The organism is Lagierella sp., assembly GCF_029983815.1.
In the GTDB taxonomy this organism is placed as follows: Bacteria; Bacillota; Clostridia; order Tissierellales; family Peptoniphilaceae; genus Mediannikoviicoccus.
In genome coordinates this window covers 1-18,228 of sequence record NZ_JASBYU010000014.1, presented here as the reverse complement: position 1 = coordinate 18,228, position 18,228 = coordinate 1, and the positions used below count along the sequence as shown (strand labels likewise).

Annotated in this window: 15 protein-coding genes; 12 read left to right on the top strand and 3 right to left on the bottom strand. The window is 35.4% G+C overall.

What is annotated here, in order from left to right; translation table 11 throughout:
* Positions 1–28: 28 nt before the first annotated feature.
* A complete protein-coding gene (locus Q1K37_RS06390; RefSeq protein ID WP_300410653.1) occupies positions 29–1,795 on the top strand; it encodes an ABC transporter ATP-binding protein in 1,767 nt (588 codons plus the stop codon).
* 364 nt (positions 1,796–2,159) lie between these two features.
* Positions 2,160–3,518, top strand: coding sequence for a sodium-dependent transporter (locus Q1K37_RS06385; RefSeq protein ID WP_300410591.1), 1,359 nt, complete (start codon positions 2,160–2,162; stop codon positions 3,516–3,518).
* A 759-nt stretch (positions 3,519–4,277) separates the two neighbouring features.
* Here the strand turns inward: Q1K37_RS06385 and Q1K37_RS06380 are convergent.
* Both Q1K37_RS06380 and Q1K37_RS06375 read right to left on the bottom strand, forming a co-directional pair.
* A complete protein-coding gene (locus Q1K37_RS06380; RefSeq protein WP_300410589.1) occupies positions 4,278–5,153 on the bottom strand; it encodes a DMT family transporter in 876 nt (291 codons plus the stop codon).
* Between the two features lie 29 nt (positions 5,154–5,182).
* The gene (locus Q1K37_RS06375) at positions 5,183–5,452 is read right to left on the bottom strand and encodes a DUF1294 domain-containing protein (RefSeq protein ID WP_300410588.1); all 270 of its coding nucleotides are present in this window, start codon (positions 5,450–5,452) and stop codon (positions 5,183–5,185) included.
* Between the two features lie 75 nt (positions 5,453–5,527).
* On the opposite strand from Q1K37_RS06375, the gene Q1K37_RS06370 reads away from it, so the two are divergent.
* The 7 genes from Q1K37_RS06370 (at position 5,528) to Q1K37_RS06340 (ending at position 13,534) form a co-directional block, all read left to right on the top strand.
* Positions 5,528–6,094 carry a DNA-3-methyladenine glycosylase I gene (locus Q1K37_RS06370; protein WP_300410587.1) on the top strand — a complete coding sequence of 189 codons (567 nt, stop codon included), beginning with the start codon at positions 5,528–5,530 and terminating at the stop codon, positions 6,092–6,094.
* A complete protein-coding gene (locus Q1K37_RS06365) occupies positions 6,091–6,858 on the top strand; it encodes a glycerophosphodiester phosphodiesterase family protein (protein WP_300410586.1) in 768 nt (255 codons plus the stop codon). The genes Q1K37_RS06370 and Q1K37_RS06365 overlap by 4 nt, the downstream gene beginning before the upstream one ends.
* Positions 6,859–6,955: 97 nt before the next feature.
* Positions 6,956–8,626, top strand: a complete 1,671-nt coding sequence (locus Q1K37_RS06360; protein WP_300410584.1) for a DEAD/DEAH box helicase — start codon at positions 6,956–6,958, stop codon at positions 8,624–8,626.
* Between the two features lie 22 nt (positions 8,627–8,648).
* Positions 8,649–9,356 (top strand): pseudouridine synthase, encoded by a 708-nt coding sequence (locus tag Q1K37_RS06355; protein WP_300410582.1) that lies wholly within the window; start codon positions 8,649–8,651, stop codon positions 9,354–9,356.
* Positions 9,357–9,861: 505 nt separating this feature from the next.
* Positions 9,862–11,292, top strand: a complete 1,431-nt coding sequence (gene hemZ / locus Q1K37_RS06350) for a coproporphyrinogen dehydrogenase HemZ (protein ID WP_300410580.1) — start codon at positions 9,862–9,864, stop codon at positions 11,290–11,292.
* On the top strand, positions 11,282–11,707 hold the full coding sequence (locus Q1K37_RS06345; protein WP_300410578.1) for an SRPBCC family protein: 426 nt from the start codon (positions 11,282–11,284) through the stop codon (positions 11,705–11,707). Before hemZ ends, Q1K37_RS06345 begins: the two co-directional genes overlap by 11 nt.
* A 246-nt stretch (positions 11,708–11,953) precedes the next feature.
* Positions 11,954–13,534, top strand: coding sequence for a cell wall-binding repeat-containing protein (locus Q1K37_RS06340; protein WP_300410576.1), 1,581 nt, complete (start codon positions 11,954–11,956; stop codon positions 13,532–13,534).
* Between the two features lie 1,403 nt (positions 13,535–14,937).
* Here Q1K37_RS06340 and Q1K37_RS06335 read toward each other — a convergent pair.
* Positions 14,938–16,404 (bottom strand): UDP-N-acetylmuramoyl-L-alanyl-D-glutamate--2,6-diaminopimelate ligase, encoded by a 1,467-nt coding sequence (locus tag Q1K37_RS06335; RefSeq protein WP_300410574.1) that lies wholly within the window; start codon positions 16,402–16,404, stop codon positions 14,938–14,940.
* 308 nt (positions 16,405–16,712) lie between these two features.
* On the opposite strand from Q1K37_RS06335, the gene Q1K37_RS06330 reads away from it, so the two are divergent.
* From Q1K37_RS06330 to Q1K37_RS06320, 3 genes are read left to right on the top strand one after another with little or no spacing between them, the layout of a single operon-like run.
* A complete protein-coding gene (locus Q1K37_RS06330) occupies positions 16,713–16,958 on the top strand; it encodes a glutaredoxin (protein WP_300410573.1) in 246 nt (81 codons plus the stop codon).
* Positions 16,959–17,005: 47 nt separating this feature from the next.
* Positions 17,006–17,176: a hypothetical protein gene (locus tag Q1K37_RS06325; protein ID WP_300410571.1), complete on the top strand. Its 171-nt coding sequence runs from the start codon at positions 17,006–17,008 to the stop codon at positions 17,174–17,176.
* A gap of 58 nt (positions 17,177–17,234) precedes the next feature.
* Complete coding sequence (locus Q1K37_RS06320) at positions 17,235–17,870, top strand: PepSY domain-containing protein (RefSeq protein WP_300410570.1); 636 nt, start codon at positions 17,235–17,237, stop codon at positions 17,868–17,870.
* The last annotated feature ends 358 nt before the right edge of the window (positions 17,871–18,228 follow it).

Here is an 18,228-nt window from a genome sequence, read left to right as displayed (position 1 = left end):
AAATCATTCAAATAAACAGTTAATTCAAATGTTCATTCCCTATTTTAAACCCTATAAACATATTTTGTTTTTCGACCTTTTCTGTGCATCTTTAACCACGGTAAGTGAAATAGTTCTACCTTTGATTTTAAGGTATATTACCAACACAGGTTTAAAAGATGTTACAGCACTTTCGTTAAATATGTTATTTAGGTTAGGGATTTTATTTTTGGCAATTAAATCCATGGAGGTTCTTGCCGGTTACTATATGCAAAAGACTGGTCATATTATGGGGGCGAGAATTGAAACGGATATGAGGAAGGATCTTTTTGACCACCTTCATAAACTTTCTGATTCCTATTTTAATGATGCAAAAATAGGACAGATTATGTCTAGAATTACCAACGACCTTTTCGATATTACCGAGTTTTCTCATCACTGTCCAGAGGAATACTTTATTGGGGCGATTAAGATACTCATATCCTTTGTAATCTTAATCAATATAAATGTCCCTTTGACCTTGGTAATCTTTATGCTTATACCAATTATGATATTTGCAACTTCTACCTTTAGAAAGAGGATGAGAAGGGCTTTTAAAGCTCAAAGGAATCACATTGGTGAGATTAACTCTCAAGTGGAGGACAGTCTTCTAGGTGTAAGGGTTGTGAAGTCCTTTACCAATGAAGATGAAGAGACTAGAAAGTTTGACAAGGGCAACAGAGAGTTTCTGGACATTAAAAAGGAATCCTATAGACAAATGGCAGGTTTCTTTGCGGTAACGAGGGTGTTTGATGGACTTATGTACCTAACAGTTCTTGTCCTGGGAGGTTACCTTATGATTAATGGACAGCTAGATCCTGGAGATTTGGTAGCCTATGTTCTATTTGTAACAACTCTGTTAAATACAGTTAGAAGAATTATAGAATTTACAGAGCAATTCCAAAGGGGAATGACAGGAATAGAAAGATTTACAGAACTTATGGAAACGGATATCGAAATATTTGACGAAGAAGATGCAGTCAAATTAAAGGATGTTCAAGGGGACATTGTCCTTGACGAAGTTTCCTTTAAATACCACGACAACGATGACTATGTTCTAAAGGATTTAAATATGCAGATTAAACATCATACCAATGTGGCATTGGTTGGACCTTCCGGCGGAGGAAAGACAACAATCTGTAATCTTATACCTAGATTTTATGAAGTCACAAAGGGTGCCATCACCATAGATGGTAAAAATATAAAGGATTTTACACTAAAGAGCCTTAGACAAAACATTGGTATGGTACAACAGGATGTATATCTATTTTCAGGTACGGTATTTGAAAATATCGAATATGGAAATCCTGGAGCATCAAAAGAAGAAGTAATAGAGGCTGCAAAACTTGCTGGGGCCTATGACTTTATCATGGATTTGCCTAAGGGTTTTGACACATATGTGGGAGAAAGAGGAGTGAAGCTTTCTGGAGGACAAAAACAAAGAATCTCCATAGCGAGAGTGTTCTTGAAAAACCCACCAATACTGATATTGGACGAAGCCACTTCAGCCCTGGATAACAAAAGTGAAAAGATTATACAAAATTCCTTAGAAAAATTATCGAAGGGAAGAACTACATTGACAATTGCTCATAGGCTTACAACGGTACAAAATGCTGACAAGATAATAGTTCTAACAGAAGATGGAATCGTAGAACAGGGCAGTCATAAAGAGTTAATGGCTAAAAAGGGTTATTACTATAACCTATACACCCAAGGAGGGTCGGCTCTAGATACCATGGACTTAGAAAACTTTACAACGCCAGTACTAGAAGGTTAAGTCTATAGAGAGTTAACTATCAAAAGAGAGGATATGATTATTAATCACCTCTCTTTTTTTATGACCAAATTTGTTCAAGGTAAGGGTTATGAGCCTAGTAATGTTAAGAAAAAGTAACAATGAATAAAAAATGTATAAACGAGAACAAAATAAACAGGGAAACCAGAGCGTGCTTGCATGGAAATCGAAATCAGATACAATCATATAATGAAAATCTAGTGAATATTCAAATGTTTTCACCTGAATAAAAACAAATTATGGGATAATTATAAAATAAAAAGCGTAAATATATAAAAATACCCTTGTAATTTCTTGTAAAATAGTTTACAATTATGCACAATTACCATAAAAAAAGGAGGAAAACATGAATAAGAGACAAGGATTTAGTTCATCCCTTGGGATGATAATGGCGACGGCAGGCTCTGCTGTAGGTGTTGGAAATATATGGAGATTTCCATACATTTTAGGAGAATACGGAGGAGCGGCTTTTCTTATCGTATATCTCCTAATGGTTTTGTTGATAGGAATTCCACTTATGGTTACAGAAATGGCCATAGGTAGAATGGGACGAGAAGATGCATCAAAGAGTTTTAAGAAGATTGCTCCAAACACAAAGTGGTATCTTTCTGGGTTCTTGGGGATATTAGCCGCATTTATAATCTTAGGATATTATAGCGTTGTAGCAGGATGGACCCTGAAATATATTGTAAACTCTCTAACAGGAGTGTTTAATTCTGGACTCACTCCAGAAAAGACCACAACCCTATTTAATAATTTTGTTTCATCAGGGTTAGAACCAATACTTTATACCTTTGTATTTATGGCTATAACCATGTTCATAGTCTACAAGGGAATAGAAGGGGGAATTGAGAAGGCCTCAAAGACCTTATTACCTATTTTAGCAATAATTTTAGTTATACTAGCTATTAGATCCCTAACCCTACCAGGAGCCTATAAAGGAGTAGAGTTTTTATTAAAGCCGGATTTTAAAGCGTTTTTTCAAAAAAAGGATGCAATATTAGTGGCGATGGGACACGCTTTTTACTCCCTTAGCCTAGGTATGGGAATACTGATTACCTTTGGATCCTATATGTCACAAAAAGATGATTTAAGTGATGTTGCAGTAAAAATAGCCATAACAGATACTATAATTGCGGTACTTGCAGGCTTTGTAATATTTCCAGCAGTATTTTCATTTGGGTTAGCTCCCTCACAAGGGCCAGGCTTGGTATTTGTTTCATTGCCAAATGTATTTGGAAATATGTTTGGAGGAAAAATATTTTCAGCCCTTTTCTTTACATTACTGGCATTTTCAGCCCTAACTTCAACCATATCCCTATTGGAGACTGTAGTTTCCTACTTTATAGATAGTTTAGGATTAAAAAGATCCCATGCAACACTATTATCAGGAGGACTTATATTTATAATCTGCATCTTTTCAAGTTTATCCATGGGTTCTCACCTTGGAAGTTTTAGAGTATTTGGTAAAAGCTTCTTTGACTTTTTAGATTATATTACAGCCAATGTATTCCTATTAGTAGCAGCATTTGTAGAAGTTGTATTTATGGGTTGGTTCTTTAAAAAGAATAAATTTGTAGAAGAAATAACAGAACTAGGATTAGATAAAAATCCATTGACAGATTTAATCTATAATTCGATAAAATTTATTATCCCAGTAGTCATAGTGGTTTTATTTATTGCAAATAATGGGTTAATAAAATAGACCAAGCACTCAATTAATGAGAAGTAATCAAGCACTCAAACATGAGTGCTCGATTGCTGGCGCAAGAGGTGAACAAGCACTCGGTTTTTACTAATAAAATAATTTTATCCATCTGCTGCTAATTTAAATGAAAAATAAAAAAAGTTATACAGTGCTGAGTGCCCGACTGCGGAGTGTTTTGAAAGAAATCCCACAGATTTCTTACCCTATTTACAGCTAGGGCCTTTGGGATTGCAACTCCCAAAAGCGTTTAGGGGTGTAGAAGGGGTGGGTTTTAGGGAGGGGATGTGAGGGGGAGTCGCAACCCCCTTAATCTCCTCCCTAGAATTAGAAAAAAATATAAAACTTAAATCGAAATTTATCAAATTTCGAATAACATTACAATACTAAGGATTAAAAGGTTATAGGAAAGCCAACAGCTTCCTACATCTTTTAAGTAGGGTTTTTCAAGCACTCAAACATGAGTGCTCGACAGGCATCCCTAAATCGTTGGAGGCTAAGAAGGGGTGGTTCTAGGAGGGGACGATAGGAACATACGAAACGTTCCTTAGTCCCCTCCTAGGTTTAGAAAAGAATACAAAACTTAAATTACCAAGCACTCAAACATGAGTGCTCGATTGCAAGAAAAATTCCAAATACAAATATAAAAGGTTATAGGAAAGCCAACGGCTTTCCTTCTGCTTTTTAAGCAGGGTTTACCAAGCACTCAAACATGAGTGCTCGGCGGTTGCAAGCAATACTAAGGATTAAAAGGAAGTGTTAGCGTTCCTTTCCCCCATACCTTCTTGCTTGCAAATACTGATAATATGATGATCCAAATATCAATATTATACCTACAAGTGAGAAGGGGCTTATAACTTCTCTAAATAGCACAAAGCCTAGAATCGTCGTAAAAACTACTGTCGAGTAGTTAAATATACTAACTTCAGATGCTTCTCCAAATCTATATGATAGGGTTAGAAAAATCTGTCCCAGTCCTGCAAAAACTCCTATTCCTAGTAGCAATAGCAACTCCATTGCTGTTGGCTTAACGAAGTTCATAATCATTAGTGGCAGTGAAACCACACATGAGAAAAGGGAAAAGTAAAAGATGATAGTGTTTGGCTTTTCCGTCTTGTTTAAATGGGATAAAATCGTGTAGGCACCTCCAGCAAAGGCTGCTGATGTAACTCCACTTAATGCTGGAACAAGGTCCATATTAAACTGAGGTCTTACAACGAACATGGTACCTATAAAGCATAGAATGAGGTTTATAATTTTAAGGCTTGTAAGCTTTTCTTTTAAAAAGAGGGCTGCAAAGATAATTACAAAGATTGGTGAACTCTTTTGAAGTATTGTCGCATCGGCAGAGTCCAAATGGTTGATTGCATAAAAATAGGTCACAACTCCCAGATATCCCAGTAGAGAACGACCTATCAATTTTATTTGATTTTCTTTTTTTCCAAAAAAACTGTCTCCATTCTTATAGCATAGGTATCCGCAGAGCATCAGTGTAACTAAGTTTCTAAAGAAAACCTGTTCAAAAAGAGGGATTGTACCTCCAGTAAGTTTTACTAAAATTTGCATAACTGCAAACCATACGCAGGATATTACCATAAAGATAATTCCCTTTCTTCTATTTGATTCTGTATCCAAGAAAATACCTCCTTCAATTTATTAAAATACTAATTGATAATATAAGAACCAATAATCCAAATGTGTATCAAAGCTGAAATGATATTTACAATGGCAAACTCTCTTTTCAACGTCTTATGATGAAACACGGCTCTTCCGGCCATACATCCAGCAAATCCGCCAATTAAAGCCAACAAAAGTAGGTTTTTTTCGCTGAGCCGCCATTGATCTGTCTTTGCTGCAAGCTTATCATATCCATATGCTAAGAAAGCTACGATATTAATAATTATATAATAGGTAAAAGACGGTCTAAAATTCATAGAGGATTTCTCCTTTCTTCCATTAAGTGTTATTATAACAGATAGGGTAATACATGGACAATGAGGTGAATCACTTTGGAAAGTGAAGGAAAAATTTGCCCTTGGGCACTGGGTTCGAAGGAGTTAAAGGACTACCATGACAATGAATGGGGTAAGATATCTAGGGATGAAAATTATCTTTTTGAAATGCTCGTACTGGAGACGGCTCAGGCAGGTCTTAGTTGGGACACTATATTAAAGAAGAGAACTGGATATCAAAAAGCCTACCAGGGCTTTGATCCTAAAAAAGTGGCTAGTTTTTCAGAAAAAGATTATAATAGACTAGTTGAGAACAAAGAAATTGTTAGAAATAAGAGAAAGATTAAGTCGTCCATAGAAAATGCCAAGGCCTTTTTAAAGGTGCAAGAAGAATTTGGCAGCTTCTACAACTATATTTGGTCCTTCACTGACGGTAAACAAATCCAGTCAAATTGGAAAATCCAGGAGGAGATGCCTTCTGAAAGTGAATTGTCAAAGAAGATTTCTAAGGATATGAAAAGTAGAGGGTTTACCTTTGTTGGGCCGACAATTGTGTACTCCTATTTACAGGCGATTGGGATAATAGATGATCATATACAAGGATGTGAAGGTGGTAAGAGATGACCTTAGTAATTGCACATAGAGGTAGTCGAGGAAATCGACCGGAAAATACTTTAGCAGCCTTTAGAGAGGCGGTTAGAGTTGGCGCAGAAGGTATAGAGTTGGATATTAGACAGACAAGGGATAAGGAAATTGTAGTCATACACGACCCGAAGATAAATAGGACGACCACAGGCAGGGGAGAAGTAGAAAAGATGACCCTTGAACAAATCCGCCAGTACGATGCCGGAGTGAAATTTTCAAAAGAGTTTAAAGGTGAAAAGATACCTACCATTAGAGAGGTTTTAAACTTACTAGAGGAACTGGATTTCAAGGGCCTTTTAAATATCGAGATAAAGACCAACAAGTTCTTTCACAAGGGTGTGGAAAAGAGGTTGGCACAGATTGTAAAGGAAAGACCTCGTCCCTTTGAAATAGTCTATTCTGGGTTTGACCTAAGATCTCTATTTAAGATAAATAGGTATGACCCACAAAACGAAAAGTATTGGCTTGTAAAGGATGTAAAGGAAAATCGTAGAAAAATTTTAAATATCGAAAAGAACAATATCATCTCTGGAGTCCATTCAAGCTTGGGCTTTAGCATTAGAGATTCGGAGTTTATTAAGAATATAAAGAAGAAAATTCGAGTTTGGACAGTGAATAGAGACAAGGATTTACTATACTGTTTTGAACAAAATCTTGAGGGAGTAATCACAGACTACCCTCAAAAAGCTTTAGAGTTAAGAGACAGATTTTTAGCTACAAAGATTCAAAAAACGCAATTCTAATCTTTTAATAACAACCTATCGGTCTATAGTTTAATTTCCCATTAACATATTTCAAAAACAATGAATTAACAACAACATAACCTATTTGGAGGGTAAGATGACAGAAGAAAAAATAAAGGATATGAAACTATCTAAAGAGATTTTAGACGCAGTTTCAGACATGGGTTTTGAGGAGTTCACCCCAATACAAAAGAATTCCATTCCACTACTTATGGAAGGAAAGGATGTAATCGGCCAAGCTCAAACGGGAACTGGAAAGACTGCAGCCTTTGGAATTCCTATAATCGAGAAGGTGGACCCAAGCTTTAGAAAGGTTCAGGCCTTGGTGCTATGCCCTACAAGGGAGCTGTGTATCCAAGTATCTGAAGAGATATCCACCTTGTCAAAGTATAAAGAAGGCTTAAAGGTAATGCCTATCTATGGTGGACAGCCTATTGAAAGGCAGCTTCGAGGTTTGAAAAATGGAATACAGATAGTGATAGGTACACCTGGAAGGGTTATGGATCATATGAGAAGGGGTTCCTTGGAGCTATCAAATTTGAAATTCTTTGTCCTAGATGAAGCAGATGAAATGTTTGACATGGGTTTTAGAGACGACATTGAACTCATCTTGCAAGATGTTCCTGAAGAAAGACAGTCCCTGTTCTTCTCTGCAACAATGGCAAAGGAGATAATGGACTTTGCAAAAAAATATCAAAGGAATCCAGAAGTCGTTAGAGTCGTAAATAAAGAACTTACAGTCCCTAAGGTAAAACAGGTCTACATTGAGCTTAGAAACGATATAAAGACAGAGACTCTTTCTAGGATTTTGGACATTGACAACCCAAAACTGACCGTGGTATTTTGCAATACTAAGAAAAAGGTCGATGAATTGACCCAAGAACTGCAGTCTAGAGGTTACTTTGCCGATGGCTTACATGGTGATTTGAAACAAAATCAAAGGGATAAGGTCATGGACAAGTTTAGAAATTCCACCATAGACATTCTTGTTGCCACTGATGTGGCAGCTAGGGGAATCGACGTGGACGATGTGGACTTGGTAGTAAACTATGACATGCCCCAAGACAATGAATACTATGTCCATAGAATAGGTAGAACGGCAAGGGCAGGACGATTTGGTACAGCCATTTCCTTTGTTACATCCAGGGACTATGGAAGTCTAAGGGAAATAGAAAAATATACCAAGACAAAAATAGATAAAAAATCCATCCCAACCATAAAGGAGATGGAGAAGAATAGAAGCTCTAAACTCTTGGAAAAGATAAGGGTTTTATTAAATGAAAAGAACTTTGAAAAGGAATTAAAATTCCTATCATTATTAGAAGAAGAGGACTACTTGCCAAACCACATAGGGGCAGCAGTTCTAAAACTGTTTTTAAATGAACAAAAGTCCTTTAAATACAGAGAGATTGACTCGATTGACAACAATAAGAGACCTCGCTTTGAAAAGGTAAGAGAAAAAAGAGAAAGAAGAGACTTTAGAAACAATAGAGGAAAGACAAAGGGACAAAGGGGAGCTAAGTTAAAAAACTTTACAAGGCTTTTTATAAGTACAGGTAAGAAAAAGGGAGTTTCCCATAAGCATATCCTAGCAGCCCTTTGTAACGAAGGAAAAATCAGTTCAAAAGAGGTAGGACAGATAGACATATTCGATGACTTTTCCTTTGTAAATGTGGACTCGAAAGTTGCACCAAGAGTGGTGAAGAATTTAAACAATAAACATATTAAGGGAGCTAGGGTTTCTGTAGAAAAAGCCAACGAAAAATAAGATAGTAACATTAGGTGATTTAATGAGAATAAGATTAGACAAATTAATTGGAAATATGGGTTTTGCAACCAGGTCGGAGATAAAGAAGTCGGCCAAGAAGGGTGCAATCATGGTAAATGGAGAAGAGGAGAAAAACTCTGGAAGAATTGTTGACACCGAAAAAGATAAGGTGACCTATTTGGGAGAAGTAGTAGAATATAAAGAGTTTATCTACTTGCTTATGAATAAGCCTAAAGATGTGGTTTCAGCCACAGAGGATTTTTTCGATGAAACCGTAGTGGATTTATTGGAAGATTACCACCGAAACTTTAACCCTGCACCAGTAGGAAGGTTGGACAAAGACAGCACTGGACTACTGCTTTTAACAAACGATGGAAACCTAAACCATAAACTTACTTCACCTAAAAATGAAGTAAAAAAGACCTATAAAGTAAAACTTCTAAACGACATAGAAGAAGAAAAGTACAAGAAGGCGTTTGAAGAAGGCATAAAACTATTGCCAGAAGACATAATTACAAAACCTGCCACATTGGAGATAATAGATACAAGAAATTGTTATATAACCATAACAGAAGGAAAATTCCATCAAGTGAAGCGTATGTTTGAAAAAGTGGACAACGAAGTGTTGGAGCTAGAAAGAGTGAAAATGGGAAAATTAGAGTTGCCAGAAGATTTAGAGCCAGGGGAGTATATAGAGATTGATGAAAATGAAGCTAATGCTTCCTTTTAACCTTCTTGCCTACCGGCAGGGGTTTATATTAAAAGTTTTGCTTGGTAAACTTTGAAAAATTATTCTTATATAAATATGTTCTTTTACATCCTTAAAGAGGGAGGCATAATGGAGCTTGTTTTTTGCCTACCTGGCAAGAGGTTGGCGAAATTTAATAAATTTCGATAAGTTCAATTTAAAATTTTTATGTTCTTTTCAAAATAAAGGGAAGGGACTTGGGAACCTATTTGATGGTTCCCTTTCCCTTCCCTTTAAATCCCAACCCTTTGCCCCTCCATAAATTCAGGGACTCGCCGTCCCTGAACACCCTGCTTAAAATAGGGAAAGAAATCTGTGGGATTTCTTTCAAGTTTTTTAATTCGTATTTTGAATTTATATTGACTAAGCTTTATTAAAATTTTTAAATAGGTTATCGACCTATACATTTTTAAAGGAAAGCAGGCAGCTTTCCTACCCCTTATTCCGTGGGTGTTTTCTAACATAAGTTACTAAAGGTTGGTGAAGGATGAACATTTATTTATTTGATCAACGTTATAGACTGGAAGTTTATGAAACTCTATCAATCTTTCTTCCTTCTGATGAAATTGTATTTTTGGATTCTATTTCTGATGATGGATTGATTATTGATACTTCTAATGGAATTAAAATAAAATACTTTGTTAATGGAGAAAGCTTCTATGAAAATCATAGGGAAGTGGAAAGTTTCAATTTGGATTCTTTTATTTCTTTTAAGATGGTTTTAAAGTATGAGTTGGTTAGTTTTTTTAAAGCCTTCTTTAATAAGTCTTCTCCTTGGGGCATCTTAACTGGAATTAGACCGGTTAAGGTTGCAACTGCTCTTTTGGAAACAAGGTCGAGGGAACTGTCTTTGGACTATCTTGAAAATAAAATGCTATTAAGTCCAGAAAAGGCAAAGCTTATTTTAGACATATCAAATACTCAAGGTGATATCAGAGAAAAAATCACAAAAAATAGCTACAGTTTGTATATTAATATTCCTTTTTGTACTGGTAGGTGTTCCTATTGTTCCTACTCTACTCTTATTCTTGAGAAAAATGGTGGAATTGTAAAACCCTACATCAAAAGTATGTTAAAGGAGATAGGCCAATTAAAAAAGAGTTTAGAAGGAAGGAAACTTTCTACTATATATATAGGAGGGGGAACTCCTACGTCTTTAAAGGCGGAGGATTTAAGATTTTTATTAGAAGGTGTCAATAAAATCTTTGACCTTGAAGAAATAGAGGAATTTACCGTTGAAGCAGGAAGGGAAGACTCCCTTTCTTTGGAAAAATTAAAGATTTTAAAGGATAATAAGGTTACAAGAATTTCTTTAAATCCTCAAAGTTTCAAGCCTAATACACTTTTGGAGATAGGAAGAAGACAGGATAACTCAAACCTTATAAGGATGTATGAAGAGGCTAGAAACTTAGACTTTGACAGTATAAATATGGATTTAATCATTGGCCTACCTAAGGAAGATCTTGATGACTTTAATAAAACTCTTGAAGTCATAAAAAGCCTTAGTCCCGATAATTTGACGGTTCATGCCCTTGCCCTTAAAAAGGGATCTAAACTTTTACAGGACAATGACAATTTGCAAAAAGAATATCTTGAGGCAGAGAAGATGATGGAAAGAGCCTTAGAATTTGGCAAAAGTGAAGGTTATGTTCCTTATTATCTCTATAGACAAAAGAGGATTTTGGGTAATTTAGAAAATATAGGATTTAGTAAGCCTGATAAAATTTGCAAGTACAATATTTACATGATGGAAGAATTGCAGGATATTATAGGTGTTGGAATGGGTTCTAGTTCTAAGTTTTTAAAAGGAAATAACCGTTTTATAAATCATAGAAACTTTATGAATATGAGGGACTACTTGGAAAAATTAGAGGATATAATAGAGGAGAAAAGAGAGCTGATTCAAAATGAAAAGTGAAGCAAAAGTTGAAAAGACATTGAACTATCCCATAGAGCAGGTGTGGGAGATATTTACAAATAGACAGGATTATAGGTGGAGAAATGAAGTTGTAAACTTTGAGCCTACAGGGGAAAACACCTTCGAAGAGACAAATTTAAATGATATGGTAACAAAGTATGAAGTCTTGGAGTCAGATCCAATGAACTATTTTAAAATCCAGATGAACAACAAAATAATCAGTGGAATTTTTGACATAAGATTTGAAAAAATTGATGAAAACAAGACAAAAGTAACACTTCATCAAGTCAATGACTACGATAATCTGTTAACTTATTTAACAAATACTTTCTTTCTAAGTCTGGAAAAAGTGCTAAATCGCTACATTTTCCAAGTAGAAACCGAATTAAAGTCTAGAAATGTTACAAGAAAGTAATAAATTTCGTAATAATTTTGTAATAATTCTGTAACCCTTTTGTAACCTTTAAAAATTAAGCCAAAAGGTTACAAAAAGTGTTACAATTTATTAATATTTGTATGACACAAGTGGGAAAAACCATGCAAAATACCAGTTTTAATGTCATTACTCCTTGAATTGTTGACATGGGTTTGGCCATGGGCTAAAATTATCACGTAACAAAAAAGGTTACAAAATAGTTACAAACAATTAAGGAGTGTTATTTTGAATATTAAAACAAAAGTTGCTTCAGGTTTATTGGCTGCTGCAATTGCATTTAGTCCAATGACTACAACTTTAGCTAATTCAGGATTAAATGTATTTAGTGTAAACTCAAAGACTTTATCCGAAACTTCTGCAAAAATAGCTAATAGTACTGAAGCCCTAGAAAATGTATATATCTTAAGTGCAGAAAAAATAGTTGACGGAATCTCCGGAGGCGTATTAGCAGGAGAAAACAAGGGAGCTATAGTCCTAACAGAAGACGGAAAGCTTTCAGAAGAGTCAATGAACACAATTAAAAAAGCAAAGAATGTATATGCGATTGGTGGAGATAAGGCCATTTCTGATGAACTTTTAAAGGGAATTGCCAACTTCAAAGGAAGAATCAGTGGATTTAGTAGATTTGATACAGCTGTAGAAATCGCATCAAAATTGGATTCTAAAAGGAATATCATCATTACTGACGGAGAAGCTCTTGCCGATTCGCTTTCAGCAACAGCCTATGCAGTTAAAAATGATATGAATATTCTTCTTACAAATGGAGAAGAAGTTCCAGAATCTACTCAAAAGTACTTAGAAGAAAATAAAGATTCAGAAATATATTTTGTAGGTGGAGAAAGTTCAATCCCACAAGTGACAAAAGAAAAGGTATATGAAATAGCTGGAAAAGATAAATCCAAGATATCTGAAAATACAATCAAAGGTCATGATAGATATGAAACATCCCTTGAACTTCTAAAGAGATTTGGAAGCTTTGAAGATGTGGTTATAGCAAATGGAAGAAACTATGCAGATGCAATCCTAGCAACAGGATTAAGCTCAAACCTAGACTCTCCAATGCTATTGGTTAACAATATCAGTGCATCAGAAAAAGTTAAGGGACTTAATATTAAAAACATCTACTCAGTATCAACTGGAAACATCTCAACTTCATTCATCAAAAACTTTGTAGAAAAAGTTTTAAACACTACAGGAGTTGAAATGCCAATCAAGGACTTAGAAGGAAATGTAGTAGACAAAATAGTTAAAGAAGTTGCAAGAACAGGTTGGGTTAAGTCAAACCTAAATGTTAGACAACAACCTGGTACAAACTCAAAAGTTCTTGGAGTATTGAACAAAGGCGAAAAGATTTCAGGATATGTAGTAGGGGACTGGTTGAGAATTTCATATAATAATTCTACAGCCTACGTTGCAAATAGCTTTATCTCAGACAAAGAAGTAGAAAAAGACAAACCTAAAGAAGTAGAATCAGCAGGTTCACAAGATAATAACACAAACTCTGATCAAAACTTCAGCTACAAGAAGGTTATGACAGTAAAAGCTACAGCATATTCAATGAACGAACCAGGACTTTCCTGGAGAACAGCATCAGGAATAGACCTTAGACAAAACTCTAAAGTAATAGCGGTAGATAGAAGAGTTATACCACTAGGAACAAGAGTGTATGTAGAAGGATATGGATATGCAGTTGCCGGAGATACAGGCGGAGCAATAAAAGGAAATAAAATTGACGTTCATATGAACTCAGTAAGCGAATGCTACAATTGGGGAGTAAGAACGGTAAAATTGTATATATTAGATTAATTTGTAGAGCGCTCAAAGATGAGCGCTTTTTTCTTGCCTACCGACAAGGTGTTGGCGAAATTTGATAAATTTCGATAAATTTTGCTTGCAACCGAGCACTCAATTATTGAGAAGTGGGAAGTGAGAGGTGAGATGTGAGAGAAAAATCAACCTTTTTTTAATCGGGCACTCAGCTCCATATAACTGTTATTATTTTGCAGTAGAACAGACAAAGAATAGAAATAACTAACTTTTTCTATTCTAGGCTGAGTGCGGGAAACCTCCAACGATTCAGGATTTGTCAAGCACTCAATCCATAGCTATTTAAAAACTAGGTTAATACATATAGAACATGAATACTAGAATATTGGTATTTTAAAATTGAGTGCTCGAAAAACCTAGCTGTAAATAGGGAAAGAAATCTGTGGGATTTCTTTCAGATTTTGTAACTCATATTTTGAATGTCTATTTTCGTTCATAATACAATTTTATTTTCCAAAATAAAAAATATTAATTAATTTTACCATTACTCTTAAAACTTTAATTTTGGTTAATTGAGTGCCCAACTACGGAGTTTTGAAGGAAAGCCAACAGCTTTCCTACATCTTTTTAAGCAGGGTTTTCAGGGACGGCCAGTCCCTGAATTTATGGAGGGGCAAAGGGTTGGGATTTAAAGGGAAGGGAAAGGGAACCATCAAATAGGTTCCCAAGTCCCTTCCCTTATTTTGAAAGAGAATGTAAAACTTTTAAATTTAGTTTTCCAAAGTTTGCTAGATTTTGAATAATACTATTAAAAGGTTATAGGAAAGCCAACAGCTTTCCTACCCCTTATTCCGCGGGGTGTTTAGGGGCGGCGTTAGCCCCTAAATCGTTGGAAGGGTAAGGGGGAGGGAGATTTTAAAGAGGGAGGCCGTTAGGAAACATTACGAAACGTGTCCTTAGGCCTCCCTCTTTAAGAATAGGAAAGAAAAAATCTTAATTTAAAATTTTATCGAAATTTATTAAAATTTCGTAACACCTCCTCTTTACTTTCACTTAAAATCCCTCTTTTATGTTTAGTTTTTTTATTTCGGGTATCTATATAATACAAACCGATAATCACATTTGATGGTTACCCAACTAAAATTTAAAAAGGAATATATCCTATTTATTCAGCTTGAGATGTCAAGCTCTATATGAGAAGGTGTATTCTGGCAGATAGTAGTTGATGGTCGGTTTTTAATATATAATCCTAGAGTTATTACAGATAACAGAGGGTTTAAGACAATTTTTAAAAATATAGAATAGGAAGGATCTGATAAGAGTGATAGAACCTAAAAGCGAATGTTGGTGTAGCCACAGCTAAGGGAAGTTGTTAACGCAATGAGTTAATCAACTTCCCTTATTTTTGTTTCAGTATTCAATTTTTGACTGATCAAGAAAAGCTAGTCTCTTATTTTCTTAAGGGCCTTTAAAACTTCTCTTTTTTCATCGTAATCATCTTTTTTTCCTTCAAGTCTTTTTATAAACTTCTCGTTGCCCTTGCCTAAAAACAGGATTACATCATCCTCTGTCGCCATTTCAATGGCTTTTTGAATCGCCCTAGGTCTATCTTCAATATATTCGTATTTTCCCTTGGATTCTTCCATACCACGTATAATATTTTTGGAGACTTCCCCTATAGGCATCTCCACCTCATCATCCATGGTAATGATGGAGTAGTCTGCATTTTCTCCCACAACTCGTCCGATTTCCTCCTGGGTTTCAGGAGTTCTCGCTCCGCTAACTCCAAATACCACAATACAGTTCTTATCAAAGCTTTCCTTTACCGAAGAGATGATACTTCTCATTCCGTCGCTGGTGTGTGCAAAGTCGATAATCAGATTGAGGTTCTTGTCATTTTCCACAACTTCATATCGTCCTTCAGGAGTCTCAAAGTTCCTAAGTCCCTCTTTAATATCGCCAATAGGCACTCCCATCCTAATGGCAATGGCCACAGCACAAAGGGCGTTATAGATATTATATTTTCCCGCCATTGGCAAAGTTAGTTCTATTTCCTTATCGCCTTCTCTATATATAAAAGTGGAATGGTCAATGTTCATCTCCCTGATTTCACCGACAATTTCACAACCTTCGCTCATCCCATAGGAGATAACGGGAACATAATTTTCCTTAAGCTCCTCATATAACCTTTTGCCATATTGGTCATCCACATTTATAAAATTTTCCCTCTTTGTCATAAAGAAGAGCTTTTTCTTAGTGTTATAATAATTTTCCATGCTACCATGAAGTTCCAAGTGTTCATATGTTAGATTTGTAAAGGCGCCGTAGTCAAAGTCTACTCCTTCAACTCTCTTAAGCTCCAAGGCATGGGAAGAAACCTCCATCACCACAGCCCTATAGTCATCCTCACATAGCTTTGAAAAAGTGTCCTGTAAAATATTTGCCTCAGGTGTAGTCTTTCCAAAATTTATAACCCCATCTTCCCTTTTAAGACCAAGGGAGCCGATAGAAGCGGTTTTTATCTTGGCGTGGTTTAAGATGCTTTCCAACATAAAGGTAGTTGTAGTCTTACCGTTGGTTCCAGTTATACCGACAACCGTCATATTGCCCGAAGGATTATTATAAAAGGCCTTTGAAATCTCCGCCAAGGCACTTCTAGAATCCTTTACCTCTATATAGGAGACCCCAGAAACCTTGTCCACATCTTCGCTATGGACGATAATCTTACAGCCCTGTTCAATTGCCATATCGATATATTTATGACCGTCCGTCTTAAAACCCTTGATTGCAACAAAAAGACTTTCCTCCTTTGCAAGGCGAGAGTCCAAAGTTATATGGTTAAAGTTCCTATGTTTAGAGCCGAACAGTTCAATATAGGAAATTTGTTCTAATAATTTTTCTACTTTCATTTGTCACTCCTAGAATATAAAATACTTATCAACTCTATTCTATGAGACTTTTAACAAATTGTACATATCTATATATTATATTTAAACCTAGAAGCCTTTTATTGAAATTTTATAACAATCTTGACAAAATCCTATAAAAAGCAGGACTTATTTAAAATAATGTCAATCTTTGTAGACACCTTTGTCTTAAAAGTTACATTTTTTTAAAATTTACCTAATTTTTAAGGAAGTTTTTGTACCATCTGTTTAGATGAAAATGATGAGGGTATACTATAAAAGAATCAATTTTAGGGAGGAGGTTGGCGTTTGTGGATAAATTAGAATTATTCATAAAGGAATCTTGTCCTTATTGCCAAAAGGTAATGAGATTTATCGACAAGTATAACCTAAAGGATAAGATTGAAATCAAAGATATTGTAAAAGATGAAGCCAACAAGAATAGATTGGTGGAAGAAGGCGGTAAAAACCAAGTTCCATGTCTATTTATTGATGGCAAACCAATGTATGAATCAAGCGATATCATTGACTATTTAAAAGAGAATCTAGTGGATTAGTCCATTTAGATAATTAAATTTAAAAATTAAAATTATGGAGGTAAAAAATGAAAAAATTATTATTAGGTGCACTATTAATCGGATCAGTACTATTAGTAGGATGTGACAAGGCTGACACACCAGCTGAAACAGACGGAAATGATCCTACAACTACAACTGAAGAAAGTGTAGACACAGAAGCAACAGAAACAACAGAAGCAACAGACGCTTCTAACTAATCAATCATAAAAAATACTCAATAGACATATACTATAATCCAATTAAGGAGGCGATAATATGAAAAAATTATTATTAGGTACTTTAATGATTGGGTCGCTACTATTAGTTGGATGTGATCAGGGAAATAAGCCGGGAGAAAACGAAGCCCAACCAACCCATCCAACGGAAACACTTGGTCCATCAGAGACCATGCCTACGGATGCAGAGGAAACAAAAGAAAGTACCACAGAAGAAACAGCGGAAGAGACATCATCACAGACAAATGATGCAGCAGAGCAACACGATGAACAATATGGTGTAAACGATGCTATATCAATGTTCAAAGAACAATTTCCCCAAGGGGAAATCACCAAACTATCCTATGAAAATGACGACAGGTACCAATACGAAGTCGTAGGAAGGGAAGGAAACAACGAACATTCATTGGAACTAAATGCCGTAAATGGCGAAACAAAAGTTAAGACAGAAAACGAAGATGACGAAGTAAACCCTATTGACCAGCAGTATCTCGATAGGATTGACCAGATGCTAAATAAGGCTTTGGATGACTTTGCCACTGAGTTTGATGCGAAAAACATGCTTGCCAAAAAATGGGATTTAGAATATGATGATGGAAAGCTTGAGTTTAAAACTGAAGTGGTTTCCGGCAACAAAAGTAAAGAATACAAATTCGACGTAAAAGAAGAATTCTAACAGACAATAAGACTAGTAGAAAGTAAACTGCAAATTTTTTAAAACATTCAAGCACCAGTCACTCAACAAATGTAAAGCATCAAGCACTCGACTAAGAGAGGTTGTTGCTTAAAGAGTGTTGGTGCTTGATTAAAATGTAAAACTATGATTTACAAGTAAAAAATGATTTTTTCAAAGTGAAAATCGAGCACTAAAACAGGACCTAATATATATTTGCAATTTAAATTTAACTTTATTACTTTGATAGTGCAACAGTTTAAATGGAGCACAGGAGAAAAATTACATATAATTAATAGGTTTTAGTGTCAAGTCCATAATATTGTGTAAATTAATCTAGTACAATATTTAATCTATCATT